We start from the raw sequence: 26579 nt of genomic DNA on the forward strand, positions 1-26579 counted from the left end.
TACTGAGCAACTGGCCACAGTCACCCGCAGGACCTGGTGACAGGGCAAACTGAAAGGTCGGGACGCATGCGGTGGCCCTGGCAAGACGCGCCCTTCCGGCAGTCCCATTTCCCACAAGACCCCGAACGGTATGCATCCGCGGGGCGCCAGATCATCTGGACGGCCACCGCCCTCATCGTCGTGTCGGGTTGCGTGGTTGCAGTCGCCTTGTTTTACCTGCGAAACGAAGCCCTCCTAGCCGGCGAGAAGCTGACCCGGTCGCTGGCGCAGGTGATTGCAGAGCAGACCAGCCGCACCTTCCAGGCCGCCGACCAGCGCCTGCAACTGGCTGCCAGCCGGCTGCAGGCGCTCGAAGCGGAAAAGCGGCTGACCGAGGATTCCGGCCGGGCCATGCTGCGCGAGCAGCTTAAGGAGCTGCCTTTCGCACGCGCCCTCTGGATACTGGACCGCCACGGCCGCATTGTTTTTGATTCGGACACCGGCAACATCGGCGCCCAACTGGCGGACCGCGAGTATTTCCAGATCTACCAACAGCGCCCGGCCACGGGCTTTCACATCGGCGCCCCGGTGCGCAGCCGCACTACCGGCACCTGGCTGATCAGCGCCTCGCGCCCCCTGCGCTCGGCCAGCGGGGAACTGACGGGCGTGATCGTCGCAGCGGTGGAGCCACCCTACTTCGACACCCTCTGGCGGGATATCGACCTGGGCGCAGGCGGTGCGATCGCACTGTTTCGCAGCGATGGCCTGCTCATGATGCGCAGCCCGATCGATGAGCAGGCCATGGGCAAGTTTTTTTCCACCCAGCCCCTGTTCACCAAACATCTTCCCCTCGGCCCGCAGGGCACATTTACCGTTGCCAGCGCAGTCGACGCCCGTGAGCGCGTCGTCTCTTACCGCACACTCTCGCCGTACAGCGGGATGCTCGTCACGGTCGCCCCCCTGTATGACGATGTCCTGGAGCCCTGGAGGCGCTTTGCCACGCTGTCATCCGTAATCTGGCTGGCCGCTGCGGCAACGGTGGTTTTGCTGTCGATGCTGCTGTATTGGCAGTCACGCAAACGCGCGGGCACCGACTTGCGCTTTCGCCAATTGGCCCAGGCCATGCCACAGATCGTGTTTATCACCGATGGCAACGGCAGGCTGACCTTCGTCAGCGACCAATGGTGCGAGGTGACCGGCGAGCCCCTGGAGGCGGCGCTGAGGGGCGGCTGGCTCGACCACGTCCATCCCGACGACCTTCAGCGAACCATGGACGACATGCGGCACATGCTGGACACCGGCCAGAGCCGTCCCAACGAACATCGCCTGCGCTGCAAGGACGGTAGTTACCGCTGGCAACTGGTGCGCGCCACGCCAAACCGCGACCGCGCCGAACGCATCGTCTCCTGGTACTGCACCTCGACCGACGTCGATGAACTCAAACGGGCCGAGGCAACGCTCCAGGTCCAAACCGGCTTGATGCGCATCGCGGGGCACATTTCCAGGCTCGGCGGCTGGGCGCTGGAGCTCCCCGACATGCGCTTCATCTGGTCCGATGAAGCCTCCCACATTCTCGGGTTGCCAAAGGGCACTGCGCCAACACTGGAGTCAGCCATAGGCCTTTGCGCACCCCAGTGGCGTGAACTGGCCACGAAAGTGGCGCAGGATTGCCTGAATCACGGCACGCCCTTCGACGTGGAACTGGAAATGCTCACGCCCGCCGGACGCACGGTGTGGGTGCGTTCGATGGGCCAGGCAGTGCGCGATGACAAGGACACCATCACACGCATGCACGGCGCGCTGCAGGACATTACGGAACGCAAGCTGGCCGCACAGGCCCTGCTCGAGAGCGAACAGCGCCATGCGGCATTGTTCGATGCCGCGCCGGTGCCGATGTGGGTCATGGACAGGCAAGACAATCACCACATCGCCGTCAACGACACGGCGATCCGGCTCTACGGCTATTCACGCGAAGAATTCGTCACCATGACGCCCGCAGACCTGCTCCCCGCTGCCGAGCAGGCACGCCTGCGGCAACTCATGGCTGCCGGCCTGCCGATGGACACCCCCGAATTCTGGATGCACCGGCAAAAAGACGGCACCGAGTTCCCGGTGGAACTGATCCGTCGGGTGATCCGCTACGGCGGGCGAGACGCGGTATTTGCCGTGGCGTTCGACATCACCTTGCGGGTCAGGGCCGAGCAGGAGGTCCAGGCTTACCTGCAGACCCTGCAGCGTGTTGCGGATGCAGCCCAGGCCATCACGCAGCATCAGGCACTGGACACCATGATGCAGGAAGTGGCCGAGCAGTCCCGCGCCATCATCGGCGCACACCAGTCGGCCATCAGTCTGCTGCGTGAAGGCAAAGGGACGCAGGCCATCATGGCCCGGTCGCTGTCCGACAAATATGGGGGCCAGCCGCATTGGACCGACAGCCCCGAGGGCACAGGCATCCATGCCATGGCCTGTGAGACCCGGCGTGCCGTGCGGCTGACCCAGGCCGAACTGCAGGCCGATCCGCGCTGGTGCGGGATCAACACGACCGCCGGGCAACACCAGGCCCTGCGCGGCTGGCTGGCCGTGCCGCTGACCGGCCGCGATGGCGGCAACATCGGCTTGCTGCATTTGTCGGACAAGTTCGAGGGTGAATTCACGCAGCAGGACGAATACGTGGCCACGGAACTGGCCCAGCTTGCCTCGATCGCGATTGACAACGTGAACCTGTTGTCCCAGGTCAAGGACCTGAACAGCGGGCTCGAAGAAAAAATCATCCAGCGCAGCGGTGAACTGTCGCGGCAGGAGGCGCTGTTCCGCACCCTGACCGAGCAGGCGCCCCAGCCAATCTGGACCGTGGATCCGGCGGGCGCCGCCACCTTTTTCAGCCGGGCCTGGTATGAGCTCGTCGGTGGTGCACCGCCCGACTGGCACGGCCACGGCTGGGTCGGGCTCGTGCATCCGGACGACGTGGCTGCCGCGACACAAAACTGGCGGGTGCCCAGCGCAGAGCCCACCCTGTTCACCGGGATGCGGCGGCTGCGTGCCAGGAACGGCGCCTACCACACCATGTCATACCGCGCATCGCCGGTGCGCAATGAACGCGGTGAAGTCATCTTCTGGGTCGGCATCGACGCCGACATCACCGAGATCAAGGCAATCGAGACCGCCCTGCGGCTGTCCAACGCAGAGCTTGAAGCCTTCTCATACTCGGTCTCCCACGACCTGCGCTCACCGCTGACGACGGTCGACGGTTTCAGCCGCCTGCTGGCCAAGGAGCTCCACGGCAACCAGGGCAACCAGGGCAAGAAGCTGCAGCACTACCTCACCCGAATCCAGTCCGGTGTCGGCCAGATGGGCCAGTTGATCGAAGGCCTGCTGTCGCTGGCGCATGTGGCGCGCCTCGAACTGCGGCACGAAGCTGTAGACCTGAGCGCCATTGCCAGCGAAATTCTTGAGCGCTTGCAGGCCGGCGAGCGCACGCGCCAGGCCGTCTGCAGCATCGAACCTGGACTGCTCGTGCACGGTGACGGCCGGCTGCTCCGCTCCGTCATGGAAAACCTGCTGGGCAATGCCTGGAAGTTCAGTTCACGCCGGGCCCAGGCCACGATCACGGTTGGCCGGTCAACGGCGCAGGGCGCGTTCTTTGTACGCGATAACGGCGCCGGCTTCGACATGGCCTATGCCGACAAGCTGTTTGGCACCTTTCAGCGGCTGCACAGCGTGTCGGAATATGCCGGAACCGGCGTCGGGCTGGCTACCGTGGCCCGGGTGATTGCGCGCCACCGTGGCCGCATCTGGGCCGAGTCGGCGCCAGACAAGGGGGCGACATTCTTTTTCACACTGCCGGGCGAGGAGTTGTGAGCCGCAGCCTGTCTCTATCGCAGCCTGCCTCTATAACAGGGGCCGCAGTTCGCGCGCAGCGTCCAGCAGCAAGGGCAGCAGATCGCGCCGCAGCGCGTCGGGCGTCGTCCGCTGCGGGGACGACACCACATTGAGCGCAGCCACCGTCCGCCCCTGCATGTCGCGCAGCGGCACGGCCAGCGCATGGACGCCGAGCTCATGCTCTTCACTGGCGACGCAGTAGTCGTCAAGACGCACCTGGTCAATCAGCGCCCGGAGCTTGCGGGGATCGGTCGTCGTGTGCAGCGTCAGCCGGGCCAGGCTGCCGGCTTCGGTCCTGGCCTTGAGCCATGCGTTGAACTCGCTTTTGGTCTTGGCAGCCAGCAACACCCGGCCGGTCGAGGTCGCGTGCGCCGGCAAACGCGCCCCCAGATGCAGGCCATAAGCCAGCAGCCGGGCCGGTGCGGTCTTGCCGTCGGTGAACGTCTTCCACTCAAACCCGCTGCGCCCGATGATGACAATCTCGTCGCCGTCCAGCACCACGACTGAAAACGACTCCTGGGTCTGGGCGGCGAGCCGGTTGAGGGTGGGTTGCACGGCACGCGGCAGGCGTGCCGTCGCCAGGTAGCTGCCTGAAAACCGCAGCACCTTGGCTGCCAGCCAGAAATAGCTGCCGTCCGTTTCAAGATAACCGAGGTGCGTCAGCGTCAGCAAATGGCGGCGCGCGGCCGCCCGCGTGATGCCGGCGCGCTCGGCCGCCAGCGTGGCATTGAGGCGCTGGCGCTGGGTGTCAAAACTCTCCAGCACCGCCATGCCCTTGGCCATGCCTTCGATCATGTCGGCCTTGGCGATCTGAAAGTGCCCCTGGGAAGGGGAAACGGTTTTTGCAGTGACCATTGCGCGATCATCGCACAAGTGCGCCAAACATCGTGCAATGGCGCCCGCGGCCTCTAGCCCTGCGGCGCGCAGCAGCCTACGCTTGGAACCCAGGACAACATGCCTTGAAGAGGCACAGGAGACGACCATGCGAGTACAGGTAGCGATTGTGGGTGGTGGCCCGGCCGGGCATTTGCTGGGCCAGCTGCTGCACAAGGCCGGCATAGATGCCATCGTGATTGAGCGGCACAGCCGCGAGTATGTGCTGGGCCGCATACGCGCCGGCGTGCTGGAACAAGGCACGACCGATCTGCTCGACGAGGCGGGCGTCGGTGCGCGCATGCACCGCGAAGGCCTGCTGCACGGCGGCTTCTCGCTCGACTTCGGAGGTGCCCATCACCGCATTGACCTGCACCACCTCACCGGCGGCAAGCAGGTCATGGTCTATGGCCAGACCGAGGTGACCCGCGACCTGATGGACGCCCGCGCCGCAGCGGGCCTGGCGACCGCCTACGAGGCAGAGCAGGTGAGCCTGCACGACTTTGACGGCGAGCGCCCCAAGGTGCGCTACATGCAGCATGGCATCGCGCATGAGGTCGAGTGCGACTTCATTGCCGGCTGTGACGGCTACCACGGTGTGAGCCGCGCCAGCGTGCCGGCGAGTGCGCTGCAGACCTTTGAGCGCATCTACCCGTTTGGCTGGCTGGGCATGCTGACCGACACGCCGCCCGTCTCCCACGAGCTGGTCTACACCAACCACGCACGCGGCTTTGCGCTGTGCAGCATGCGCAGCCACACACGCAGCCGCTACTACCTGCAGTGCTCACTCGATGACAAGGTCGAGAACTGGAGCGACCAGGCCTTCTGGGACGAGTTGCGACGACGCCTGGCGCCCGATCTCGCGGACAAGCTGCAAACGGGCCCGTCGATTGAAAAAAGCATTGCCCCCCTGCGCAGCTTTGTCGCCGAACCCATGCGCTTCGGCCGACTCTTTCTGGCGGGCGACGCCGCCCACATCGTGCCGCCCACCGGCGCCAAGGGCCTGAACCTGGCCGCCAGCGACGTCGGTTACCTGGCACGCGCGCTGACAGAGTTTTATGCGGGCAGCGAAGGCGGTATCAACGCCTACTCGGACACCTGCCTGCGCCGGGTCTGGAAGGCCGTGCGCTTCTCGTGGTGGTTCACCTCGCTGATGCACAAGTTTCCCGATTCAGGCGGCTTTGGGGAGAAGATCCAGGAGGCGGAACTGGACTACCTGATTCACTCGCAAGCGGCCTCCACCGCGCTGGCAGAAAACTACGTCGGCCTGCCGCTGTGACCGGAGTGGTTTGAGTAGCAGTGCCCTAAGCGGCTTGATTGGCCGGGGGCCGGTTGACGGCGGCGAATGGCCGTTCAACAAGTGCCCGGCACGAGGTGGGCTCCGGGGCGGGCTGACAGGTGCCAGCGAACCACGCCGGGCTCACCCATAATCAGCCTCCTGTCCCTCCAGGTCCCCACCCATGCCGCCTTCTGACTTGCCTCCCTCCCGCAAAACCCCCGCCCCACTTCAGTCGCTCAAGGGCGTGCGCGTGGTCAGCCTGGCGCTCAACCTGCCCGGCCCTGCGGCGCTGATGCGCTGCCGCCGGATGGGTGCCAGCTGCGTGAAGCTGGAACCGCCCGCGCCCCCAGGCGCACCCGCCGGCGCATCAGGCGATCCGATGAAGCAGTACAACGCCACGGCCTACGCCGCACTGCACGCCGGCGTGCGCACCAGTGTGGCCGACCTCAAGACCGAACGCGGCCAGAAGCTGCTGCACCGCGAGCTGGCCAAAGCCGACGTGCTGCTCACCTCCTTCCGGCCATCGGCACTGGCCAAACTGGGGCTGACCTGGAAGGCGTTGCACAAGCAGCACCCGCACCTGAGCCAGGTCGCCATCGTCGGCAGCCCGGGCGAGCGCGCCGAAGAGCCCGGCCACGACCTCACCTACCTGGCCGAAAACGACCTGGTCACCGGACTCGAATTGCCCGCAACGCTCTACGCCGACATGGGCGGCTCACTGATGGCCAGCGAGGCCGTCCTGCAGGCCGTGATGCACCAGCGCAGCAAAGCCAAAGGCCTATACCTGGAGGTGGCCCTTTCAGGCGCCGCAGGCTACCTGGCCCTGCCGCGAGCCTGGGGCCTGACCCAGCCCGGCGCGGCCGTTGGCGGCGGCCACGCCGGCTACCGCGTCTACCCGTGCAAGGATGGGCGGGTGACCGTGGCGGCGCTGGAGCCGCATTTTGCAGCCGGCCTGTGCGCGGCTGCGGGTGTTGAGAGGTCCGGCATGAAGGCGATGTTTGCACCCGCGACGCATCAGGCGATAGCAGGCTGGCTGCTGGGCAAGACGCGCAAGGAGCTGGACAAGCTGGCGGCAGAGAAAGATATTCCGCTGCATACACTGGCCAAATAAGCCAGCCATTACAAATCAGATCAGCCCATGAGACAACAAGGAACGATCGTGCGCTGGGACGCGGCGCGCGGATTCGGATTCATTCGCAGCGCGGTCGCAAGCGCCGATATTTTTTTCCATGCGAAGGATTTTCGTGGCACAGCAGCGCCCCACGAGGGATTGATAGTCACATTTGAGGAAATTCACGTCGGCGGCAAGGGGCCACGCGCGATGGCCGTTCAGGCTGCGGCTTATGCTCCGCGTGTTGCGCCCGTTGGCGCACCTGCGCGCAGGGTGCCTGCTCAGGCCACCCGGAGTAGCCGCAACGCCAACCGCCCGCAGCACCTGCCGCGGCGTTCAACCGTGACCCCGGCCACCGCCCCCGCCGGCCCCGCCCTGCTCCTCATGCTAGCCTGGACCATGCTGATCGGGTGGGGCATCTGGGCAAGTCGCTTGCCGATGCTGACGCTGGCAATAGCCCTGCTGCTGAATCTCATCACGTTCTTCGTTTACTGGACCGACAAATACGCGGCGCAAAAAGGCCAGTGGCGCACCGCGGAAAACACGCTGCATCTGTTCGGCCTGCTGGGCGGCTGGCCCGGTGCCTGGTTCGCCCAGCACATCCTGCGGCACAAATCGAGCAAGGAGTCTTTCCGCACGACCTACTGGGCCACCGTGGTGTTGCACTGCATGGTCCTGACGGGTTGGCTGTTCTGGAGACCCTTGCAGAACTCGCTGCTGAATACATAGCTTTACAGGCTCTCTGGCCCCTTCAAGCTGGGTGCCGGCGTGCCAGTAACAGCATGGCCGCACCCAGCAGCAAAGCCCCCAGCCCCTGCTGCCCTGTCAGCGGTTGGGAAAACAACCACGCCGCCGCCACCGCAGCCACCAGCGGTTCAATCAGCGTGCCCACCACCGTCGCCGTCGGCGACAGGCGGCGCGCGCCCCAGGCAAATGCCAGGTAGGCAATCGAGGTGGTGAACACACCGGTGTAGCCCACCTGCAGCCAGGCGGTGGTGTCGCGCGGCCAGGTCAGGCCTTGCGCGCTGGCCAGCACCAGCATCAGTAGCGCAGCCACCGTCATGCTCCAGGCCGAGGCGCTGACCGCCGGCACATACGCAGGCATGCGCGCATTGCCCAGCACCACCACGGAATAAAGGCCCGCTGAAGCAAATGACCAGGCGAGGCCCACGGCGTAGTCCTTCGGCAGGCTCAGGCCCTCCGCAGGCATCACGATCAGCCCGACCCCGCCCAATGCCAGGACCAGCGCCGCCACCAGCCGCCCGCTGGCGCGCTCATAGCCGCGCGACACGGACAGCAAAGCGACGATCACCGGTGCGCAGCAGATTGAAATCACGGTGGGCAAGGCTGCCCCGATGTAGGTGATGCCGGCAAACCAGCTGGTCACATTCATGGCCATCGCCAGACCCGTGCCCACAATCAGCCCCCGTTCGCGCCAGGGCAATTGCCGCCACTCGCCCAATCTTTTCCCTGCATTTTTTCCCGGCGCCACTTGCCGCCAGTGCCACCACCACAAGAGCGGCAAGCCGAGCGCAAAGCGCGCCAGAGACAGGCTGTACGGCGCCATGCCGCCAGCCATCACAGACTGGGCGACCAGCGCGCCCACGCCCCACAAGACGCCCGCAAGCAAGACGCCGCCCCAGGCCAGGGTGGCCGATGTCTGGGTTTTCATGAAAAAATTTCTCCATCCATGCGCCTGCCCGCAGGGCTTTGTTGCCAGATCAAGGGAGCAGGCGCGTCAACTCAAAGCTGTGCGCCGTTCGTGCAGAACATAGCGCAGCCGCATGCGCAGCCCGGCGTCAAGCCGGGTGCATTACAGAGTTGCGGAGGGGGGAGAAAGCTGGAGGTGCATGGGCGACATCATAGTGCCCATAGCACTTGCGCCCGATCCGCACAGCGATGATCGTTTCGCGGTTGCCTTGATGGATGGTATGGCCATCCGCCTCAAAATCCAGGCACTGCAAGAAGCGGCCAGGGACTTCCTGATTCAAAGCCCGGTGGAGCACGGTGTGCCAGGGCTGGCAACCTGCTTGGCATCGAATCGCCGGGCTTGACGAGCTGTCTGACGCTCGGGGCTGGGGAGGCAGGGATGCTTGGCCGACTCATATTGCATGCATGCAAAGGGCAATCGCTTCCACAAGGGAAGCCACATGCTCCATCGGCAAACTGGTGCCGACGCGAATGTGTGAATGCGGCTTGATGCCGAACCTGGAACCGGGGAACACCGCGAATCCACGGACTGCCAGCGTGACCATGGCGAACTGTTCCGAAGGCACCGCAATCCAGACACTCAGTCCGTCCTGACCGGGCACCCTGATTCCCAGTGGCTTCAAGGCCTCAATCAAACGGTTGCGACGCGCAGCATACACCTCTTTGGCGTTGGCCACCGCAGCCAAGCTGCCCGGATCATTCAGCATCCAGGCGACCGCATCCTGCTGAATGCGGCTGGTCCAGCTGGCCCCAAAATTCCGGTAGGCCTGAATCTGCTCCACCGCTTCCTTCGAACCCGAAAGAACCGCCAAACGCAGGTCCGGCCCCAGGGATTTGGAATATGACACGATGTGGACCGTGCGATCTGGATAGTGCATACCCAGGCTCACTGCAGCTTGGGATGAAACATCCCCGATACCGTCATCCTCGATGATCAGGGTTTCGCTATTTTTCAACACCTTGGCCAGCTCCTGCATGCGTTGCGCGCTCACGCTATGGCTGCATATCGCGTGCGTGCGGGGCTGGTAGATAAAGGCGGCTGGTTTTTTCTGGAGTGCTGCCGCCAGTGAGTCGGCCTTCGGCCCGTCTTCGTCACAGGCCACAGGAATCACGTCCGCGCCGATGTGATCCAGAATATCGAGCAGGCGCGCCGTGGTGGGGTCTTCAATGGCGACCGCCGATCCTGGCATCAGCAGCGCCTGTAACGTCATCAATACGCCGTCAAACCCGCCATTCGTGGCCATAAAGGCCTCTGCCGGATACGCCCAGCGTGACGTCACCGCTTCACGCAGCGCCTGCGTAATGGGGTCGCGTCGGTAGCTGTTCAATTGCGGAGTTTTCACCCCCTGCAACAAGGCCTGGGACAAATCAGGCAGGAGCGCAGGATCAGGCGAGGCGTAGGTGAGATCGGCAACGATATGTTGGCCAAAATTACCGACGCTTTCAAAGCGTGCGGGTCTTGGTGACGGTTTGTTGCCGCAGACCCATACCCCGTTGCGCCCCATACCCGCAATGACTTTATGCCGTCGCAACTCTTGCCAGACGGCCGAAACCGTTGCCGGGCTGACGCCCATCGCCTCGGCAAGATCCCGAACGGAGGGTAATTGGGAGCCAATGGGAATGGCACCAGAACGGATCAAAGCGGCCATTTTGACGGCCATCGCGCGGGTTGCAAGGCCTTTTAATGACGCACCAAGGTGCGCCGCCGTAATGTTTTGGTGCATAGGGAAAATACTTTGTTCAGTAACAAAAATTATATAGTACAAATAATTTTAAACATTTAATATTCATCTCAAGAAGTCATCCCCAATGACTTTGTCAGCCCAAATTAATCACCTCTTTCAGACAAGGATTGCAGTGGAAATCAGCATCAAACTCGCGGTACGTGACTGGGATTTCATCACCCCACTGGTGCTTGGCGATGTGCGCTCAAATCGGTTTAACCTGGAACTCCATCGTGTCAACGCATTGGAAAACAATCTGGCGACGGATCCGCGTTATGACGGTGGCGAAATGTCGCTTAGCCGCTATGCACAAAGCCGGGCCCGCGGTGACACCTCCATCGTCGGGATTCCGTACTTCATCATGCGGGGATTTCGCCAGCACTGCATCATCACCACCGCGGCGAGCCCGCTCACCGAGTTGCGCGCGCTCGCCGGCAAGCGCATCGGAATGACGGGGTGGCAAGACTCCGGCAATACCTGGACACGTGCCCTGCTGCGCCGGGAAGGGGTGGAAATCGCAGATGCCGAATGGTTCGTCGGACGCCTGTCTGAAGACCATCCCATCCAGGAGCGTCTCAACGGTTTCGGCCGCCCTGGGCGTATCAGCATCGCGCCGGGTGAACGCCCGCTTGTCGACCTGTTGCGCGAGGGTGCGCTGGATGCCGTTTTTACGCCGTTCATGCCGGCAAGATTTTTCGAGCCCGGCTCCGGCCTGCGCACGCTGCAGTCCGACTGCCGCGCGGCAGAGGTGGCCTACTTCAAGGAAGTAGGTTACATGCCGGGCATTCACCTGCTGGGGCTCAAGCCCGCCATCGTGGCCGAACACCCTTGGATACCGCAGGCCCTGGGCGCACTTTTTGCGGAGTCCAGCCGTGTATGGATGGAAAAGCGCATGAAATATGCGGATACCACGCCCTGGATTCTGGACGAAATCCGGCAAAGTGCACGCGATCTGCCAGGCAACTGGAACGCGAGCGGCTTCAAGGCCAATGAACGCATGCTGACGGACTTTTGCCAGGAACTGCATGCGCAGGAAATCACGCCAGGTTTGTTGAATCCGGCCGATCTGTTCCCCGGTGAAGCCGCTTAAACCAATGCCACTTAAATCAAAGTTGAAGGAAACCAAGCATGCTGAAAGTCGCACTGGGCCAATTTGCCGTAAGCCGGGACTGGCCAGAAAATTTGAAAACCTGCCTGAGCCTGATGGCGCAATCCCTGTCGAAGGGCGCAGATCTCCTCGTCCTGCCAGAAGGCATCCTCGCCCGGGATATTGCGGATCCCGATCTGGTCCGCAAGGCCGCGCAAGCACTCGACGGCCCCTTTGTCAGTCAACTGTTAAGCGCAAGCCGTGGCAATCCGCTCACCACGATGATGAGCGTGCATGTCCCGTCGAATGTCGAAGGTCGGGTCTGGAACGTGCTAATTGCCATCCGCAATGGGGAGATCCTGGCCCAATATCGCAAGCTTCATCTCTATGATGCTTTCTCGGCCAAGGAGTCCGCCAACGTCACGCCCGGCCTGGACGTTCCGCCGCTGGTGGAGGTTGCCGGCATGAAAGTCGGCCTCATGACCTGTTACGACGTGCGGTTTCCTGAACTGGCTCGCCGGCTCGCGCTGGATGGCGCCGATGTGCTGGTCTTGCCAGCGGCTTGGGTGAAAGGGCCGCTCAAGGAAATGCACTGGGAGGTGCTGGTGACCGCACGTGCACTGGAAAACACATGCTATATGGTGGCGGTTGGCGAGTGCGGGGAACGCAATATCGGCAACAGCCGGGTGATCGATCCGCTAGGGGTCACCATTGCGGGTGCAGCCGAAGCCCCGGCACTGCTATTTGCCGAGCTTGACCCCGCACGCATCGCACATGCCAAGATGGTGTTGCCGGTGCTCGAAAACCGGCGCTTCGACAAGCCGGTGCTCAAAAACAGGGTCGACTGATTGCCATCATTGCCACTACAAAGGATATTCGCCATGTTTACCCGCCACCTGTTTTGCACTGCATTCGTCGCCGCCGTACTGGCCGGCTCCACGGTTTACGCTCAGGAAGTCAAGATCCCGGTTCAGCCCCTGGATGCCAGGCTGCGCGCCAAACTGCCGGCCGAGATTCTTGCCGCCGGAGAGATGACCGCGGCCAACAATGGCTCTTTTCCTCCGTACACCATCGTGACCGGCAGCCAGTCCATGACTGGCGCCAGTGCAGATTTCATCAAGGCCTTGAGCGAAATACTGGGCGTCAAGATCAACCTTGCACCCGTCAATGGCCTGTCCGGTCTGCTGCTGGGGATCAAGTCGGGGCGCTACCAGTTTTCCATGGGGCCCATCGGTGATTTTGTCGACCGTGAAGCGTCTGTTGACTTCATCGATTTTGTGCAGGAATACGTGGTCTTCGCCGTACCCAAAGGAAATCCCAAGGGCATCAACGGACTGGAAGACACCTGTGGCGGCAAAGTGGCCGTGATGGCCGGAGGGTCCGCAGAAAAAGTCATCCGGCAGCAATCCATTGCCTGCACCACCGCCAACAAGCCTGCCGTCGAAGTCCAGGCGTATGCAGATCAGCCGACATCCATCCTGGCCGTGAACGCCAAGCGGGCCGACACCTTCTTTTCCTCCCATGCCCCGCTGACTTACTTTGTCCAGCAAGCCAACGGCGCTTTGGAGTTGACGGGCATTGGCAAGAAAAATGGCTTTGATGATCTCTACCAGGGCGCGGTGGTTCAGAAGGGTTCGGTCCTGGGTGAGGTCGTCCTGGAAGCCATGCGAAAGCTCAATGGCAACGGCACCTACGCCATCATCATGAAAAAATGGGGCTTGGGCGACAACATGCTCAAGACGCCAGGCGTCAATCTGGCAGGGAAACTGGCTAAATGAGCAAGGCCATCCAGGCTCTGCATCGGGGAGTCGCTGATCCCGTAGCGGAGGCCCGGCAACGCAATGTGGCCCATGCGCATGTCTCGCGTAACTATGGCCGCCTGTTGGGTGTCAGTGTGCTTTGTCTGTTGGCGCTCCAGCTCGTCTGGATTCTTGTCACCAACAAGAATTTTGAATGGGAGGTTGTCGGTAAATTCCTCGCCGAAAAAAACGTGATCAACGGGCTTTTGGTGACACTCGGGCTGACGCTTGTGGCCATGGTCATAGGGGTTGCTATCGGGCTTGTCCTGGCCATTGCCCGTATCTCGGACAACCCATTCCTGCGCGGCTTTGCCGGGCTCTATGTCTGGCTCTTTCGGGGCCTGCCACTGCTGGTGCAGCTGCTATTTTGGTACAACCTCTCCACGCTGTTTCCCACGCTGTCGCTGGGGATCCCGTGGGGCCCGACGTTCGCAACGTGGAACACCAATGACCTGATCACGCCACTGACTGCCGCCATCACCGGGCTGGCGCTCAATGAGGCTGCCTACATGGCGGAAATCATCCGGGCCGGTCTTATCTCGGTGGATTCACGCCAGATGGAAACGGCCCTGGCTTTCGGCATGACACGCAACCGCGTCCTGCGCAGAATTGTGATTCCGCAGGCGATGCGCTCCATCGTACCGCCCACCGGCAACCAACTCATCAGCATGGTCAAGGCGACGTCCATCGTCAGCGTGATTGCCATGGGCGACCTGTTGCATTCTGTTCAGAACATCTACAACGCTACGTTCCAGGTGATCCCATTGCTGATGGTTGCCGTGGTCTGGTATCTGCTGATCACAACCGTCCTGAATGTGGGCCAGAGCGCCATCGAGCGCTATTACGCCAAGGGCGAACAGGAGGCCAAGGTATGACCACGCCAATCCCGCAAGCCGCGGAAACGGGCAAGCCCCTGGTACGGGCACGCAATGTCCACAAGCGCTTTGGCGACAACGAAGTGCTCAAGGGCATCGACATGGATGTCCAGGCGGGCGAAGTGGTCGTCATTCTGGGCCCCTCCGGCTCAGGGAAATCCACCTTCTTGCGCTGCATCAATCACCTGGAGACGATGGATCAGGGCTCCATCACCGTCGGTGACCAGCAGATAGGCTACGAACTTCGCGGCGAACGATTGCACCGCCTGTCCCCGCGAGCGATTGCGCACCAACGCCGCGATATCGGCATGGTCTTTCAGCAGTTCAACCTGTACCCACATATGACGGTGCTGGAGAACATCATGGAAGCCCCTGTTGGCGTGCACGGCCGCGGCAAAACCGAATCCCGTGCACGGGCCCTTGAATTGCTGGAAAAGGTCGGCCTCAGCGAGAAGACACAGGCCTACCCACGCCAGCTTTCGGGCGGCCAGCAACAGCGGGTGGCTATCGCCCGAGCGCTCGCCATCCAGCCTACCTTGATTCTGTTTGACGAGCCGACCTCGGCCCTCGACCCGGAACTGGTCGGAGAGGTGTTGGCCACCATGCGCGACCTGGCCGACCAAGGCCTCACCATGATCGTCGTCACACATGAGATTGGATTTGCCAAGGAGGCGGCCGATCGCGTCGTCTTCATGGACGGTGGCGTCGTCGTTGAACAAGGCCGGCCGGCAGAGGTGCTCTGCAATCCCCAGCATCCACGGACAAGAGCATTTCTCAGCCGGTTTATCTAACCGCTTGCCCGGCCCGCGGGATGGGGGCCGTTTCGGAGCTGGGGCTCCACTGCACTGGCACGGCATGCAAGACCACGCGCTCCACCTTCGATGTGGTGGTGTGCTGCAGCAGGCTGCGGTCTCGTGGCATGGCCTCGCTGTAAAACGAGGCTCACTTTCAGCGCTGCAGCGATGGATGCCGGAGCCAGAGACGCTACTTATTTGATAGCTGCTGGCGCCAGCAGGATAAGGGCTGGAGGTCGATTTTTCCTGAGGAAAGGCGGCGAAACGGCTCAGCTAGGGCAATGCTGATTAAGGTCCACGGCAATTGAGGGAGAGGCGTTACTTGACGATGAAACAACAAAGCCTGGCAATGGCAGCCGATCAAGGATTGGGATTCGAACAGTTCCGCAAGCCCACGCGGCGGGAAGAGTTCCTCAAGACCATGGACGCGATCGTGCCATGGTCAGCCCTGTGCGAAGTCATCGCGCCGCACTATCCCAAGGCCGGCAACGGACGCCCGCCCATTGGCCTGGAGCGCATGCTGCGCATTCACCTTATCCAGCATTGGTTCAACCTGGCCGATCTGGCCTGCGAGGAGGCGCTGTACGACAGTGCCAGCCTGCGCCGTTTCGTGGGCATCGATCTGGGCCGAGAGCCGGTACCCGACGCCACCACCATGCTCAAGTTTCGACGCCTGCTCAACGACAACAAGCTGGGCGAGGCTCTGTTCGCCAAGGTAGGGCAAGAACTGCAGGCTCGAGGCTTCAAGCTCAGCACCGGCACCATCGTGGATGCCACCATCATCGGTGCGCCCAGTTCGACCAAGAACGCGGACAAGGCGCGCGACCCCGAGATGCATCAAACCCGCAAGGGCAAACAATGGTATTTCGGCATGAAGCTGCACATCGGGGTGGACAGCCAAAGCGGCTTGGCGCACAGCGCCGTGGTCACAGCGGCCAATGTGCATGACAAGCACCCGCTGCCTGACTTGCTGCATGGGCAAGAGCGGCGTGTGTACGGTGACTCGGCCTATGCCAGCCAGAAGACGCTGATTGAGGGCAAGGCGCCCATGGCCAAAGACTTCACGAACCAGCGCACGCGGCGCAACGGCATCGTGGACGAAGCGGTCAAAATCAAAAACCGCAGCAAGTCACGCATCCGGGCGCGGGTGGAACATGTGTTCGGCGTGGTCAAACGGCTGTGGGGATTTGGCAAGGTGTGCTACCGCGGGCTGGCCAAGAACGCTACACGCGCCTTTACGGCATTGGCGCTGGCCAACATCTACCTCAGCCGACAACGGCTGATGGCACAGGTGCGCCCATGAGGGCGGAAAACGGGCCGAAAGGCCCAAGAAACAGGCCCAGGGGGCCTCAAGGAAGGTCGCTCAGCGACCCGTTTGAACACAATCGCTCCGTCATTGACCCGCATGGGCTCTTTGACGGGGCTTATTCAGCGTAGCCCTAGGCACTTTTCTGCTTCTGTCATCCCGGACTCGACCCTGGATCCACACCGCACAAACCACCACTCGTTGTGATCCAGCAGTGCAGGTCAGGCCCGCAATGACAAGACAGTATCAGCGTGCCTTGCGCACCGGCGGCTTGCCGGCGACCTTGCCCGAACCGTTGTCGCGCGGCGGCAGCCCGGTGTGCTGCGTCAAGATGCGGCCCTTGACCGGCGTGGGGGTCTTCAGCGCCACGGTGGTCGAGTTCTTGCGGCGCGCGCTCTGATAACTGCCATCGGTCAGCGGCTGGAAGGTCGGGATCAAATGGTGTTTGCCGTTGCCGATCAAATCGGCGCGACCCATGGCTTTCAGCGCTTCGCGCAGTACCGGCCAGTTGTTGGGGTCGTGGTAGCGCAAAAACGCCTTGTGCAACCGGCGGCGGCGCTCGCCGCGCACGATGTCCACCGTTTCGCTGTCGCGCGTGATCTTGCGCAGCGGGTTCTTGTTGGTGTGGTACATCGTCGTGGCCGTGGCCATTGGTGACGGGTAAAAGGTCTGCACCTGGTCGGCGCGAAAGCCGTTTTTCTTGAGCCAGATCGCCAGGTTCATCATGTCTTCGTCGCTGGTGCCCGGGTGGGCCGCGATGAAGTAGGGAATCAGGAACTGCTTCTTGCCGGCCTCAAGACTGTACTTGTCGAACATCTGCTTGAACTTGTCATAGCTGCCGATGCCGGGCTTCATCATCTTGGTGAGCGGACCCTGCTCGGTGTGCTCGGGCGCGATCTTGAGGTAGCCGCCGACATGGTGCGTGACAAGCTCTTTCACGTACTCGGGGCTTTGCACGGCCAGGTCGTAGCGCAGGCCGGAGCTGATGAGGATTTTCTTCACGCCCTTCAGTGCCCGCGCGCGGCGGTACATCTTGATCAGCGGGTTGTGGTCGGTATTGAGGTTGGAGCAGATGCCCGGGTACACGCAGGAGGGCTTGCGGCAGGCCGCCTCGATCTCGGGCGACTTGCAGCCGATGCGGTACATGTTGGCGGTTGGGCCGCCCAGGTCTGAAATTGCACCGGTAAAACCCTTGACGGTGTCGCGGATGGCTTCAATCTCGCGGATCACCGAGTCTTCGGAGCGGCTCTGGATGATGCGGCCTTCGTGCTCGGTGATGGAGCAGAAGGTGCAGCCGCCAAAGCAGCCGCGCATGATGTTCACGCTGAAGCGGATCATCTCCCACGCCGGGATCTTGGTGGCGTGGTCGTGGCTGCCGTTTTCGTCGGCATACACCGGGTGTGGCGAACGTGCGTAAGGCAAATCGAACACATAGTCCATCTCGGCCGTGGTCAGCGGGATGGGCGGCGGGTTGATCCACACGTCGCGCGCGGTGGCGCCTTCACCATGGGCCTGCACCAGCGCCCGCGCATTACCGGGATTGGTTTCGAGATGCAGCACGCGGTTGGCGTGGGCGTACAGCACCGGGTCGCTTCTGACCTGCTCGTACGACGGCAGGCGGATCACCGAGCGGTCGCGCGGCGGGACCTTGATCTTGCCCTGCATGTGCGGAAGGCTGGGGTTGGGAACGAAGGTGAGCGGCTTGATGGCCGGGTTGGCCTGGATGCCTCCCTCTTTTTTCCCCTCTCCCTTTGGGAGAGGGTTAGGGTGAGGGCTCCCCGCATTTGCCTTGACGGCAGCCTGTGCGCCAGCAAGGGCCTGAAGCGGCTTCGCCGCGCCCTCACCCCTGCCCTCTCCCAGGGGGAGAGGGGGTAATACCGCTGCTTTGGCATTGGCCTCGGCCTTCATCGCCACTTCAGCGGCCTCGTCTTCGCGGGCGCAGGTGGCGCCCTGCTCTTTGGCCTGCTCCGAAATCATCAGGTAAGGATTGACATGCGCCTCGACGCGGCCCGGGGTGTCGACGCTGGTCGAGTCGATCTCGAACCAGCCCTGCGCCGTTTCATCGCCGCTGCGGCGAATGAAGGCGGTGCCGCGAATGTCCGTCATGCTGGCCACGGGTTCTTTGGCGGCCAGGCGGTGCGCGATCTCGACAATTGCGCGCTCGGCGTTGCCATACAGCAGCAAATCACATTTCGAATCAACCACCACACTGCGGCGCACCTTGTCGGACCAGTAGTCGTAGTGCGCGATGCGGCGCAGCGAGCCCTCAATGCCGCCCAGGATGATGGGCACGTCCTTGAACGCCTCTTTGCAGCGCTGCGAATACACCAGCGCCGCGCGGTCGGGCCGCTTGCCGCCTACATCACCCGGTGTGTAAGCGTCATCGCTGCGAATCTTGTGATCGGCCGTGTAGCGGTTGATCATCGAATCCATGTTGCCGGCGGTCACGCCGAAGAACAGGTTGGGCTTGCCCAGCACCCTGAAGGGGTCGGCACTCTGCCACTCTGGCTGCGCAATGATGCCGACGCGAAAGCCCTGTGCTTCGAGCATGCGGCCGATCACCGCCATGCCAAAGCTCGGGTGATCGACATAGGCGTCGCCGGTGACGATGATGATGTCGCAGCTGTCCCAGCCAAGCGCTTCCATCTCGGCCCGGCTGGTGGGCAGAAACTTCGCCGTGCCGAAACGGGCCGCCCAGTACTTGCGGTAACTGGTCAGCGGCTTGGCGGCGCGCGTGAAGAAGGAGACGTCGATGGGGGCGTTCATGAGGGGCGTAGGTAACCCTCGATTGTAAGGTTTACCCTCACTTTTGCCTCTTTAATCGGCATTTAAGCCCTACAAACTGCCTGCGGCGTGGTGAAAGCGCCCAGTCAGGCGTCTGCCCGGTTCGGGGTGCACCTTCAGGGCGAACCTGGGAAAAGGGCCAGAATTCATCCAAAAATCAGGCACCATCCCAATGAACACTTGAACATGACGCTATTAAACAAATAGCAACCAGCAAGACCCGCGCTCCGCAGGGCTGCTGTCAGCCGCGCGCAGGCAGCACCCGGCCCTGGCAATCGCCAAAGCCGATGCGACGGAAACCGGTACGCACACAGTAGCCGCGCAGGATGATGGAGTCACCGTCTTCGAGGAAGGTGCGCGTTTCCCCATTGGCCAGCGTCAGCGGGTTCTTTCCGCCTGAGTTCAGTTCCAGCAGCGAGCCGGCCTGCTCGGGCTTGGCGCCCGACAGCGTGCCGGAGCCCAGCAGGTCGCCCGCCTGCAGGTTGCAGCCGTTGATGGTGTGGTGCGTGATCATTTGCGCCACTGTCCAGTAGGCATCGCGAAAGCTGGACTGCGACAGGCGCTCCGGACCCTGACCGGCATCGCGCATGGCCTGGGTCTGCAGCCAGACCTCGAGTTCCACATCGATACCGCCTTGCTGGCGGTTGCCCGGCGAGTCGAGGTAAGGCAATGGCTGCGGGTCACCCTCGGGTCGCACGAAGGGCGCACGAAAAGGCGCCAAAGCCTCCATCGTCACGATCCAGGGGGAAATGGTGCTGGCAAAGTTCTTGGCCAGGAAGGGCCCCAGTGGCTGGTATTCCCAGGCCTGCACATCGCGCGCCGACCAGTCATTGAGCAGCACCATGCCAAAGGCGTGAGCCTCCGCCTGGTCCATCGTGAGTCGGTCGCCGAGCGCATTGCCCTGCCCCATGAAAACGCCCAGTTCAAGTTCGTAGTCCAGCCGGTGACTGGGCCGTAAAACCGGCACTTCTTCGTTGGGGCCCTTGGTCTGGCCCAGCGGGCGCGGAAACGACTGCCCACTCACCCCAATCGAGGATGCACGGCCGTGGTAGCCAATCGGCACCCACTTGTAGTTGGGCAACAGCGGCGCATCAGGGCGAAACAGCTTGCCAACGGTGGTGGCATGGTGAATGCCGGTATAGAAGTCGGTGTAGTCGCCGATATGGCAGGGCAAGGCCATTTCAAGCTCCGCCTGCGGCAGCAGGGCGCTGAGCCATGCCGCCTCGTTGCGGCTGCCCTCGCGCAGGCCTTCGGAAATCGCCGCGCGCAGGGTCTGGCGCCCCGCTGCGCCCATGGCCATCAAGGCGTTCATGTCATCCGTGGCGATGAGGCCGGCGGCTTTCAGGTCGAGCGCCTGGTCGCCAATGGCAACGCCAATGCGAAAGGCCTCCGTGCTGCCGGTGCGCCGGAAACGGCCGAACGGCAGGTTCTGGATCGGAAAGTCGGTGTCCGCCGCGTTGGCAGAAGTCACCCAGCTGCGAAGCGCCGGGTCGTGGGTGGCATTGACCAAATCATTCATGATGCAAATCCTTGACGCCGTGGCGCCTTGAAGGGGGTGATGAGCCGTGCGAAGTTGTGCAAAAAGCTCAGGGCTTGAATTGATCCTTGAGGCCAGTCCAGCAACTGAGGTAACCGGTATCCAGCGCACCGCCTTCCATGGCGAATGCGGTGGGAATAAAGCGGTAGCGGCTTTCAAACATGAAAGCCAGCGTGTTGTCCAGCTTGTGCGGCGCCAGCTCGCCGGTGCTGGCTTTCTCAAAGGCCTCGGCGTCGGGGCCGTGCGGAACCATGCAGTTGTGCAGCGAAGCGCCGCCCGGCTTGAAGCCTTCGGGCTTGGCGTCATACTGGCCATACACCAGCCCCATGAATTCGCTCATGAGGTTGCGGTGATACCAGGGCGGACGGAAGGTGTTTTCGGCCACCAGCCAGCGCGGCGGGAAGATCACGAAGTCACAATTGGCCGTGCCGGGGGTGTCCGATGGCGAAGTCAGCACCGTGAAAATGGACGGGTCCGGATGGTCGTAACTGATGGAGCCAATCGTCATGAAATGGGCGGTGTCGTATTTGTACGGCACCAGGTTGCCGTGCCATGCGACCACGTTGAATGGGCTGCACGGCTGCATCGCCGTCCATAAGCGGCCGCCAAATTTCTTGATGATTTCGAAACCGCCGGCCGGTGCGCCAGCGTCTTCAAAAGCCGCCGTGGGCGCCATGAAATCCCGTGCATTGGCCAGGCCATTGGAGCCGATCGGTCCCAGTTCCGGCAGGCGGAAATGCGCACCATAGTTCTCGCAGACGTAGCCGCGTGAAGCGCCGTCCGGCAGTGCCACGCTGAAGGCCATGCCGCGCGGCACCACGGCCACCTCGCCGGGCCTGACCGCCAGCAGGCCGAGTTCAGTGGTCAGCACCAGCCGGCCCTGCTGCGGTACCAGCAGCATTTCACCGTCGGCATTGACCAGCGCGCGCTGCGACATGGACTGGTTGGCCACATACACATGCGCGGCCATGCCGTTTTGGGCCTCGGCATCGCCGTTGGCCGCCACGGTGCGCATGCCGTCCACAAAGTCCAGAGCCTCGGCCGGAATGGCAAACGGGTTCCAGCGCAGCGGGTCGGGCGCAACGGCCATGCCGCCCGCCGCACCGGTCGTCCACTGCGGCTGTGCATAGGCCTGGTAAGCGCCGCTGACCACAGACGGCTGGCGGCGGTACAGCCAGCTGCGGCGATTCTCGGCGCGCGGCGCCGTGAAGGCGGTGCCCGACAACAGCTCGGTGTACAGGTCATGGGGCGCGCGCTGCGGGCTGTTACGGCCCTCGGGCAAGGCGCCCGCAACGGCTTCACTGACAAATTCGTTGCCAAAACCGGACTGGTAGCACAAGGCGTCTGTGTTCATCGCATCTCTCCAAAGTGAATCTCAATCTGAATTTCAATCAGCGGCGTCATCAGCAGCGTCGCCATTGGCCCGGGCCTGATCGATCAGGCGGTCGAAAAAATCGCTGAGCTGGGTCCGCTCGGCAGCGCTCAGCACATTGAAAATCTCCTGGTTTCGCTGCCCCACCACCTGCATGGCGCGCTGCCATGCCGCCTTGCCCTTGGGCGTGAGCGTCAGCACCACGCCGCGTCCGTCCGTCGGGCTGGCAGCCTTGAGCACCAGGCCCTGGTCGACCAGCGACTGCGCGGCCCGGCTGGCCTGCCCCTTGTTCAGGTTGGCCTTTTTGGCCAAGTCGTTAACCGACAGCGGCGCAAAAGTGCCCACCGCCGTGAGGCAGCGGCCGTCGCTCATGGACAGCCCTGCCCCGGCCACATAGGCTCGCTGACTTTCAATGTCGGTCAGCTTGTGCAGCAAATGCAGGCGGTAAGTCAGGGTCCTGTCGAGCTTGATCATGGTCAGTCCGGCTTGTTCATGTTCAGTCCAGCTTGATGCCGCTGGCGCGAATCACCTGCGCCCACTTTTCGCGTTCGGCCTTGGCATAAGCAGCCATCTGGGCCGGCGTGCTGGGCGTGGGCTCCAGCCCCAGAACCTGGAAGCGTGCTTTCACCGATGTGGAATTGAGCGCGTCCACCAGCGTTTTGTTCAGTTTACCGATCACGTCGGCGGGCGTTCCGGCCGGTGCCACCAGACCTTGCCAGGCATAGGCCTCAAAGCCCTTGAGGCCCTGCTCATCCAGCGTGGGAATGGTTTCGAAGTTCTTCACGCGGCGCGGACTGGCAATGCCGATGGGACGCAGGCGCCCCGCATTGATGAAAGCCATGCCGCTGGCCGTATCGACAAACATGAAGGGCAGCTGGCCACCCGTCACATCCTGCACCGCCGGCGCCGCACCGCGGTACGGAACATGCACCAGGTTCAATCCGGTCTTGCCGCGAAACAGTTCCGTTGCCAGGTGGTGCGGGCTGCCCGCGCCCGGTGTGGCGTAGCTGACCCCCGACTTCTGGGTCTTGGCCCAGGCCGTGAATTCGGCCAGGTTCTTCACGGGAATCGCCGGGTTGACCACCAGGATCATGGGAAAGCGGGCCAGCAGGCCGATGGGCGCCAGGTCTTTTTCGGCGCTGTAGCTCAGCTTGGTGTAGAGCGCCGGATTCGCGGCCAGCGTGGCGGTGTCGCCGGTCAGAACCGTGTAGCCGTCCGGTTTGGCATGGGCCACATAGTCAGCGCCGATGTTGGTGGCGGCGCCCGGCTTGTTGTTGATGACGATCGGTTGCCCCAGCGCGCTGCCCATCGCTTCAGTCAGCGAGCGAGCCACCACGTCGGAACCACCACCGGCGGGGTAAGGCACCACCCACTCGATGGGCCGGGTGGGAAAGTTTTGCGCCGAGGCGGCCGTTGCGGCCAAGGCCAGGAGCGCCATCGAACGGCGGATGAAAGCGGGAAGGTTTTGCATGTTGTCTCCAGACAGAAATGAATCGGTAGCAGTCGGTAGCGCGGCAGAAAAATCAGGTACCGGCCAGGCGCTCGGCCTGGGCAATCAGCGCCAGTGCTTCGCCGGCATTGGCCTGGCGGCTGAGCAGTGCGAGGGACAGCGTGGCCAGAAACAGCGGAGCCCTGGCCTCGCCCACACGGGCTGTCGCCTCTGCGAGTGCCGTGTAGGTCTGATCAAGATGGTCAGCGTTGGCGGCGCTGGCGACGGCGGCGGTACTGGTCCCGGTGATGGTGGTGGTGCTGGTGGTGGTCATGGTTATTTCCTGCGGCATCACAGCGGACGGGTCAGACCGGCGGTGAAGTGTTGCTGAAAAGGCTTCAGGGCTGCCTGAACAGCGGCGGCTGGTGTGCCCGTCCAGCATCCCATCAGGTACCCGTCAGGCCGCACCAGCCACGCCGAGCCGTCGGCCGCGCCGTAACGCTCCTGGGCTTGCCCGGACTCGTCGACCAGCGTGTTCACGTCAGGCTCACCCTGGCTGGCAATGCAGATCACGCGGACCGCGGCGGGACCGCCCTCCCCGGGCGCGGCCAACGCGGCGATCTCGTCCGGCAGCCGGCCATGTTGCGCGAAATACAGCACCACAAAACCACCACCGAAGCACGACGTCAGGTGGACGTGGCCGCTGGTGCCGCGCAACCTGGCCTCGGGTGCGGGCATGCCGGCGCGGGGACCGGCCTGAGGCGCGCCCTCCTGCGAAGGCAGATTCAGTGGTGAGCCCACATATTCAACGGGTGTGGACTGGCGTGGGTTGAGCAGCGAATTGACGGCTGCGTCTTCGGTGGCCAGGCGCAGCGCCGCCTCGCGCAGCAGCTTGAAACCGTAATTGGGCGGCGCCATGAATTCCGTGCTTTTGGCGCCGTAGGCAATGTTCTCTCGGGTGGCATGCACGCGCTCGGTGGAATAGCTGTCCAGCAGGGAGTCCGCCGCCCGCCCCTGTTGCACCAGCGCCAGCTTCCAGGCCAGGTTGGCCGCATCGTCTAGGCCCGAGTTGAGTCCGCGCACCCCGAAAATCGGCACCAGGTGGGCCGCATCGCCGGCAAACAGCACACGGCCATGGCGGTAGCTGGGCAAGGTGAGGCACTTGGCGTTGTAGATCGAAATCCACAGCGGCTCCCAGGGCTCGTCCTCGCCAATCATCGAAAGATGGCTTTGCACGCGCGGCAGCACGTTTTCAGGCTTCACGGCTTCCACCGGATCCTCGTCGTCACGAATCTGGTAGTCGATGCGCCAGACATCATCGGGCTGGCGGTGCATCAGAATGGTCGAGCCGGGGTTGGACGGCGGGTCAAACCAGGCGAGACGCTCCACCGCGCGGCGGGTTTTCTGCACCACGTCCACGATGACGTAGCGGCCTTCGTACTGGGTGCCTTCCAGTTGCAGCCCGAGCTGCTCGCGCACCGTGCTGCGGCCCCCGTCACAGGCCACAACCCAGTCAGCCTGCACCGTGTGCATCCCATCGGCGGCCTGGACATCTACTTGCGCGCCATCCGCTTGCGGCCGGACCGCGGTCACCTTGCTGGACCAGCGCACGTCGACCAGGCCGCCCTGCGCCAGTGCTGCCTTGTGGGCGAACTCCTCGGCATAGAACTGCTGGATGTTGACCATGGGCGCGAAGCGCTGTGTCGGCTCGCTCGGCATCTGGAAATGCAGCACTTCCCGGTCGCGAAAATAACTGCGCCCGCCGACCCAGGACAAGCCCTTCTCGACCAGCGGCTGGTCGGCGCCGACCCAGCCCAGTATTTCCTGCGAGCGGCGCGACATGCAAATCGCCCGGCTGCCGGCGCAATAGCCGTCATCGGCTTCAATCACAAGACTGGCGATGCCGTGGCGTCCGAGCAGGGCCGCCAGGCTCATGCCGACAGGTCCGCCGCCGGCAATCAGCACAGGAACCCTGTCGGGCCAGTGAGTGGAAAGTGGAGTGGTCACGATGCGTTTGTCCCGATTGATTTATGGTTGCGAGCGCAACTATAAATCAATCAGGTTGCGCGCGCAACCATTTTTTCAGGATGGGTTTTGCCCGCTGCGAGGCGTCCCCGGCCCGAGGCGGAAAACGGTCAGGAGTGCAGCGAAACCATCAGGCCGCTACCCACCGCCCACTATCCACTAGTTGCGCACCGTCATCTGGCCACGTATTTCGCCTCCGGGGTTGGCCACCGTGTGAACATTGGCGTACCAGCGCCCCGCCATCAGGTCGGCAGCCTGTGCCGGCGTCAGCGTGGCCCGCCCTTCCAGCGGGCTCACGATGGGGCCCTGCCAGGGCAAGGCAACTCCCGCGTTGGCACCAATGGCAGCAGGGCCATGAAAGTGGGCGGCCGTGGCGGGCCCGGTCAGTCCGCTGAAGCTGGCTTTCCAGCGAAACAGGTTGGTGTCCTTATTGAACACCGCATCGACCGAGCCGGTAGCCCGGCTGGCGTTGGGCGGGACCTCGTTGGCAGCCCGTAGCTGGGTGGTGAACGCCACCAGGTTGGACTGGCGATCCATCAAGCCGCAGCCGGTGATGGCGGTCACAGCCGCCACCATGACGGCAGCACGGGAAATACGGCTTGCTTGACGATGGAGGTGCAGGGGCATGATCAATTCCTGTAGATCAAAAGGGTAATTGTCGGCGGGGCAAAACCGCGCCATCGTAGGACAAACCCGGTGTGGCCAGCGGGCATGGGACGACATGCCTGCCAGGCGGCCAGCCTGGTTGCCGCGGGGGTGGCATGGCGCCGCAAATCAAAGGGGTCGCTGTCCTACGGCACAGGCGCATGGCAGCCGACAGGCAACTGCCAACCACTTTGGGAAAGTGAAACTATGTCCGTCCTCGTTCACCATGGCTCGCCATGAGCACCCATGACAAAACACATGGTTAAACACACATGGTCAAACCACATGGCTGACACACTGCAACACCATCTACTGCAACACCATCTGCGTCTGCGCGGTTTGCGGGAAAGCATTCACGGCACCGCCGCCGG

22 protein-coding genes are annotated in these 26579 nt (G+C 63.1%); 11 read left to right on the forward strand and 11 right to left on the reverse strand.

Annotated features, from left to right (window positions below):
* Positions 1-66: 66 nt before the first annotated feature.
* Positions 67-3837 carry a PAS domain S-box protein gene (locus tag AC1DS5_RS06075; RefSeq protein WP_477717356.1) on the forward strand — a complete coding sequence of 1257 codons (3771 nt, stop codon included), beginning with the start codon at positions 67-69 and terminating at the stop codon, positions 3835-3837.
* A gap of 30 nt (positions 3838-3867) precedes the next feature.
* Here AC1DS5_RS06075 and AC1DS5_RS06080 read toward each other — a convergent pair whose 3' ends face one another.
* Entirely contained in the window at positions 3868-4713 is an 846-nt protein-coding gene (locus AC1DS5_RS06080; protein ID WP_477717357.1) for an IclR family transcriptional regulator domain-containing protein, read from the reverse strand.
* Between the two features lie 127 nt (positions 4714-4840).
* On the opposite strand from AC1DS5_RS06080, the gene pobA reads away from it, so the two are divergent.
* The 3 genes from pobA to AC1DS5_RS06095 all read left to right on the forward strand — a co-directional run bounded on the left by pobA (position 4841) and on the right by AC1DS5_RS06095 (position 7850).
* Positions 4841-6010 carry a 4-hydroxybenzoate 3-monooxygenase gene (pobA, locus tag AC1DS5_RS06085; RefSeq protein WP_477717358.1) on the forward strand — a complete coding sequence of 390 codons (1170 nt, stop codon included), beginning with the start codon at positions 4841-4843 and terminating at the stop codon, positions 6008-6010.
* A 181-nt stretch (positions 6011-6191) separates the two neighbouring features.
* Entirely contained in the window at positions 6192-7121 is a 930-nt protein-coding gene (locus tag AC1DS5_RS06090; RefSeq protein WP_477717359.1) for a CoA transferase, read from the forward strand.
* Positions 7122-7169: 48 nt separating this feature from the next.
* On the forward strand, positions 7170-7850 hold the full coding sequence (locus AC1DS5_RS06095; protein WP_477717360.1) for a DUF1294 domain-containing protein: 681 nt from the start codon (positions 7170-7172) through the stop codon (positions 7848-7850).
* Between the two features lie 22 nt (positions 7851-7872).
* On the opposite strand, the gene AC1DS5_RS06100 is transcribed toward AC1DS5_RS06095, so the two are convergent.
* Positions 7873-8793: a DMT family transporter gene (locus tag AC1DS5_RS06100; RefSeq protein ID WP_477717361.1), complete on the reverse strand. Its 921-nt coding sequence runs from the start codon at positions 8791-8793 to the stop codon at positions 7873-7875.
* Positions 8794-8971: 178 nt separating this feature from the next.
* On the opposite strand from AC1DS5_RS06100, the gene AC1DS5_RS06105 reads away from it, so the two are divergent.
* A complete protein-coding gene (locus tag AC1DS5_RS06105) occupies positions 8972-9175 on the forward strand; it encodes a hypothetical protein (RefSeq protein WP_477717362.1) in 204 nt (67 codons plus the stop codon).
* Positions 9176-9223: 48 nt separating this feature from the next.
* On the opposite strand, the gene AC1DS5_RS06110 is transcribed toward AC1DS5_RS06105, so the two are convergent.
* Positions 9224-10555, reverse strand: coding sequence for an aminotransferase-like domain-containing protein (locus tag AC1DS5_RS06110; protein ID WP_477717363.1), 1332 nt, complete (start codon positions 10553-10555; stop codon positions 9224-9226).
* A gap of 133 nt (positions 10556-10688) precedes the next feature.
* On the opposite strand from AC1DS5_RS06110, the gene AC1DS5_RS06115 reads away from it, so the two are divergent.
* The 6 genes from AC1DS5_RS06115 to AC1DS5_RS06140 all read left to right on the forward strand — a co-directional run bounded on the left by AC1DS5_RS06115 (position 10689) and on the right by AC1DS5_RS06140 (position 16413).
* Positions 10689-11645, forward strand: a complete 957-nt coding sequence (locus AC1DS5_RS06115) for a substrate-binding domain-containing protein (protein WP_477717364.1) — start codon at positions 10689-10691, stop codon at positions 11643-11645.
* Between the two features lie 38 nt (positions 11646-11683).
* On the forward strand, positions 11684-12490 hold the full coding sequence (locus AC1DS5_RS06120) for a deaminated glutathione amidase (RefSeq protein WP_477717365.1): 807 nt from the start codon (positions 11684-11686) through the stop codon (positions 12488-12490).
* Positions 12491-12523: 33 nt separating this feature from the next.
* Positions 12524-13420 (forward strand): ABC transporter substrate-binding protein, encoded by an 897-nt coding sequence (locus AC1DS5_RS06125; RefSeq protein ID WP_477717366.1) that lies wholly within the window; start codon positions 12524-12526, stop codon positions 13418-13420.
* A complete protein-coding gene (locus AC1DS5_RS06130; protein WP_477717367.1) occupies positions 13417-14316 on the forward strand; it encodes an amino acid ABC transporter permease in 900 nt (299 codons plus the stop codon). Before AC1DS5_RS06125 ends, AC1DS5_RS06130 begins: the two co-directional genes overlap by 4 nt.
* Entirely contained in the window at positions 14313-15107 is a 795-nt protein-coding gene (locus tag AC1DS5_RS06135; RefSeq protein WP_477717368.1) for an amino acid ABC transporter ATP-binding protein, read from the forward strand. The genes AC1DS5_RS06130 and AC1DS5_RS06135 overlap by 4 nt, the downstream gene beginning before the upstream one ends.
* Before the next feature lie 331 nt (positions 15108-15438).
* Entirely contained in the window at positions 15439-16413 is a 975-nt protein-coding gene (locus tag AC1DS5_RS06140; protein ID WP_477717369.1) for an IS5 family transposase, read from the forward strand.
* 249 nt (positions 16414-16662) lie between these two features.
* Here the strand turns inward: AC1DS5_RS06140 and AC1DS5_RS06145 are convergent, their stop codons facing one another.
* The 8 genes from AC1DS5_RS06145 to AC1DS5_RS06180 form a co-directional block, all read right to left on the reverse strand.
* A complete protein-coding gene (locus AC1DS5_RS06145; RefSeq protein ID WP_477717370.1) occupies positions 16663-19182 on the reverse strand; it encodes a YgiQ family radical SAM protein in 2520 nt (839 codons plus the stop codon).
* 259 nt (positions 19183-19441) lie between these two features.
* Entirely contained in the window at positions 19442-20719 is a 1278-nt protein-coding gene (gene fahA / locus AC1DS5_RS06150) for a fumarylacetoacetase (protein ID WP_477717371.1), read from the reverse strand.
* Positions 20720-20786: 67 nt separating this feature from the next.
* On the reverse strand, positions 20787-22091 hold the full coding sequence (gene hmgA / locus AC1DS5_RS06155) for a homogentisate 1,2-dioxygenase (protein ID WP_477717372.1): 1305 nt from the start codon (positions 22089-22091) through the stop codon (positions 20787-20789).
* A gap of 33 nt (positions 22092-22124) precedes the next feature.
* Positions 22125-22583: a MarR family winged helix-turn-helix transcriptional regulator gene (locus AC1DS5_RS06160; protein WP_477717373.1), complete on the reverse strand. Its 459-nt coding sequence runs from the start codon at positions 22581-22583 to the stop codon at positions 22125-22127.
* A 22-nt stretch (positions 22584-22605) separates the two neighbouring features.
* Complete coding sequence (locus AC1DS5_RS06165; RefSeq protein WP_477717374.1) at positions 22606-23580, reverse strand: Bug family tripartite tricarboxylate transporter substrate binding protein; 975 nt, start codon at positions 23578-23580, stop codon at positions 22606-22608.
* A gap of 52 nt (positions 23581-23632) precedes the next feature.
* On the reverse strand, positions 23633-23872 hold the full coding sequence (locus tag AC1DS5_RS06170; RefSeq protein ID WP_477717375.1) for a hypothetical protein: 240 nt from the start codon (positions 23870-23872) through the stop codon (positions 23633-23635).
* Between the two features lie 17 nt (positions 23873-23889).
* Positions 23890-25473, reverse strand: a complete 1584-nt coding sequence (locus tag AC1DS5_RS06175; RefSeq protein WP_477717525.1) for an FAD-dependent oxidoreductase — start codon at positions 25471-25473, stop codon at positions 23890-23892.
* A gap of 249 nt (positions 25474-25722) precedes the next feature.
* Complete coding sequence (locus AC1DS5_RS06180) at positions 25723-26190, reverse strand: CHRD domain-containing protein (RefSeq protein WP_477717376.1); 468 nt, start codon at positions 26188-26190, stop codon at positions 25723-25725.
* Positions 26191-26579: the final 389 nt, after the last annotated feature.

The organism is Polaromonas sp. P4_H1, from assembly GCF_056400945.1.

What these genes read in the sequence shown, in the direction of transcription:
- AC1DS5_RS06075 (WP_477717356.1), top strand. Translation starts at nt 67, where the DNA reads ATGCGGTGGCCCTGGCAAGACGCGCCCTTCCGGCAGTCCCATTTCCCA.
- AC1DS5_RS06080 (WP_477717357.1), bottom strand. Translation starts at nt 4,713, where the DNA reads ATGGTCACTGCAAAAACCGTTTCCCCTTCCCAGGGGCACTTTCAGATC.
- pobA (WP_477717358.1), top strand. Translation starts at nt 4,841, where the DNA reads ATGCGAGTACAGGTAGCGATTGTGGGTGGTGGCCCGGCCGGGCATTTG.
- AC1DS5_RS06090 (WP_477717359.1), top strand. Translation starts at nt 6,192, where the DNA reads ATGCCGCCTTCTGACTTGCCTCCCTCCCGCAAAACCCCCGCCCCACTT.
- AC1DS5_RS06100 (WP_477717361.1), bottom strand. Translation starts at nt 8,793, where the DNA reads ATGAAAACCCAGACATCGGCCACCCTGGCCTGGGGCGGCGTCTTGCTT.
- AC1DS5_RS06105 (WP_477717362.1), top strand. Translation starts at nt 8,972, where the DNA reads ATGGGCGACATCATAGTGCCCATAGCACTTGCGCCCGATCCGCACAGC.
- AC1DS5_RS06110 (WP_477717363.1), bottom strand. Translation starts at nt 10,555, where the DNA reads ATGCACCAAAACATTACGGCGGCGCACCTTGGTGCGTCATTAAAAGGC.
- AC1DS5_RS06120 (WP_477717365.1), top strand. Translation starts at nt 11,684, where the DNA reads ATGCTGAAAGTCGCACTGGGCCAATTTGCCGTAAGCCGGGACTGGCCA.
- AC1DS5_RS06125 (WP_477717366.1), top strand. Translation starts at nt 12,524, where the DNA reads ATGTTTACCCGCCACCTGTTTTGCACTGCATTCGTCGCCGCCGTACTG.
- AC1DS5_RS06130 (WP_477717367.1), top strand. Translation starts at nt 13,417, where the DNA reads ATGAGCAAGGCCATCCAGGCTCTGCATCGGGGAGTCGCTGATCCCGTA.
- AC1DS5_RS06135 (WP_477717368.1), top strand. Translation starts at nt 14,313, where the DNA reads ATGACCACGCCAATCCCGCAAGCCGCGGAAACGGGCAAGCCCCTGGTA.
- AC1DS5_RS06140 (WP_477717369.1), top strand. Translation starts at nt 15,439, where the DNA reads ATGAAACAACAAAGCCTGGCAATGGCAGCCGATCAAGGATTGGGATTC.
- AC1DS5_RS06145 (WP_477717370.1), bottom strand. Translation starts at nt 19,182, where the DNA reads ATGAACGCCCCCATCGACGTCTCCTTCTTCACGCGCGCCGCCAAGCCG.
- fahA (WP_477717371.1), bottom strand. Translation starts at nt 20,719, where the DNA reads ATGAATGATTTGGTCAATGCCACCCACGACCCGGCGCTTCGCAGCTGG.
- hmgA (WP_477717372.1), bottom strand. Translation starts at nt 22,091, where the DNA reads ATGAACACAGACGCCTTGTGCTACCAGTCCGGTTTTGGCAACGAATTT.
- AC1DS5_RS06160 (WP_477717373.1), bottom strand. Translation starts at nt 22,583, where the DNA reads ATGATCAAGCTCGACAGGACCCTGACTTACCGCCTGCATTTGCTGCAC.
- AC1DS5_RS06165 (WP_477717374.1), bottom strand. Translation starts at nt 23,580, where the DNA reads ATGCAAAACCTTCCCGCTTTCATCCGCCGTTCGATGGCGCTCCTGGCC.
- AC1DS5_RS06170 (WP_477717375.1), bottom strand. Translation starts at nt 23,872, where the DNA reads ATGACCACCACCAGCACCACCACCATCACCGGGACCAGTACCGCCGCC.
- AC1DS5_RS06175 (WP_477717525.1), bottom strand. Translation starts at nt 25,473, where the DNA reads ATGAGCCTGGCGGCCCTGCTCGGACGCCACGGCATCGCCAGTCTTGTG.
- AC1DS5_RS06180 (WP_477717376.1), bottom strand. Translation starts at nt 26,190, where the DNA reads ATGCCCCTGCACCTCCATCGTCAAGCAAGCCGTATTTCCCGTGCTGCC.